A 1,105-nucleotide genomic window follows, 5' to 3' on the forward strand; every position below is an offset into this window, starting at 1 on the left:
CCGTTGCGCCGGCTCATGGCGGGCCGAACGACGATCGTGATCACGCACGACCTCAACCTCGCCCCCGACGCCGACCGCATCCTCGTCGTGGGCACGTGCCCGGGTTGGGGTTGCATTCACGCCGACTCCGCGGGCAACCTCCGGGACGTCGTCGGCGGGGCCGGGCCATGCTTAAGCGGCACCCATGTGACTGGAGCCAGGCGCCGTCGGCAATGCAGGCGATCGGTCACCACAGGGATGAGCGACTGCGGCTAGCAACCGCCGCACGTGGTCCTTCCGTCCGGCTACGGTGGGCTCAGCGTGCTGCAGAGCAGAAGCCATGCGCTCTCGCCCAGCCGCCATGACACCCCGATGTCGTGTGCAATACCAGAGCCCACTGTACCGGGGGCGGGATCTGTTACGCATAGCAGCCGTTGACGGTCGCCGCGAGGTCGTCCATGGCGTCCTTGATGGTGTCCGGGTCGGCCATGGCTCCGTTCTCGACGAAGGAGAACACTTTCCACTTACCGTCCTTGCCCTGAGTCAGACCGCTCAGTGCGATGGCGCCGGTGAGGGTGCCGGTCTTCGCGTGTACCTTCCCCACCGCACACTTGGATCTGGCGTCGTCGAAGCGACCGTACCCCGGGCCGAGCGTACTGCCGGCCTCGCCGGAGACAGGCAGGCCATCGAAGATGGAACCGAGAGCGGGCGCGTAGCGGGGCTGCTTCAGCAGTTCGAGAATCTGTGCGAGAGTGGCGGCCGGGACGCGGTCGGCCCGGGACAGGCCGCTGCCATCGTAAAGCTCGAAGTTGGCGAGCGAAACGCCGTACATCCGGCTCAGCACCTGACGCACGACCTGAGTGCCGCCCTCGAATGTGGCCGGGCGACCGGAACCAAGGGCGGTCATCCGCAGCAGAGTCTCCGCGATGTCGTTGTCGCTGTGCTTGAGCATCGTGCGGACCATGGCCGACAGTGGCGCCGACTTGTGCTGGGCCACCGGAACATCCGTCGGACGTGCAGTGGCGCGGGTGACGGCCCCGGTGACGGTGACACCGTCTGCGGCGAGGTGCTCGGCGAAGACCTGGCCGGCGTCGATGGAGGTGTCCTGGGCGCCGTGCCCGTCGAC

General features: G+C 67.7%; 1 protein-coding gene. It reads right to left on the reverse strand.

Annotated features, from left to right (window positions below):
• Positions 1-397: 397 nt before the first annotated feature.
• Positions 398-1,105 (reverse strand): D-alanyl-D-alanine carboxypeptidase/D-alanyl-D-alanine-endopeptidase (dacB, locus tag AB0N17_RS46860; protein ID WP_366017751.1); only part of this gene is annotated, 708 nt, incomplete at its 5' end.

The organism is Streptomyces sp. NPDC051133 (assembly GCF_040682635.1).
Taxonomy (GTDB): Bacteria; Actinomycetota; Actinomycetes; order Streptomycetales; family Streptomycetaceae; genus Streptomyces.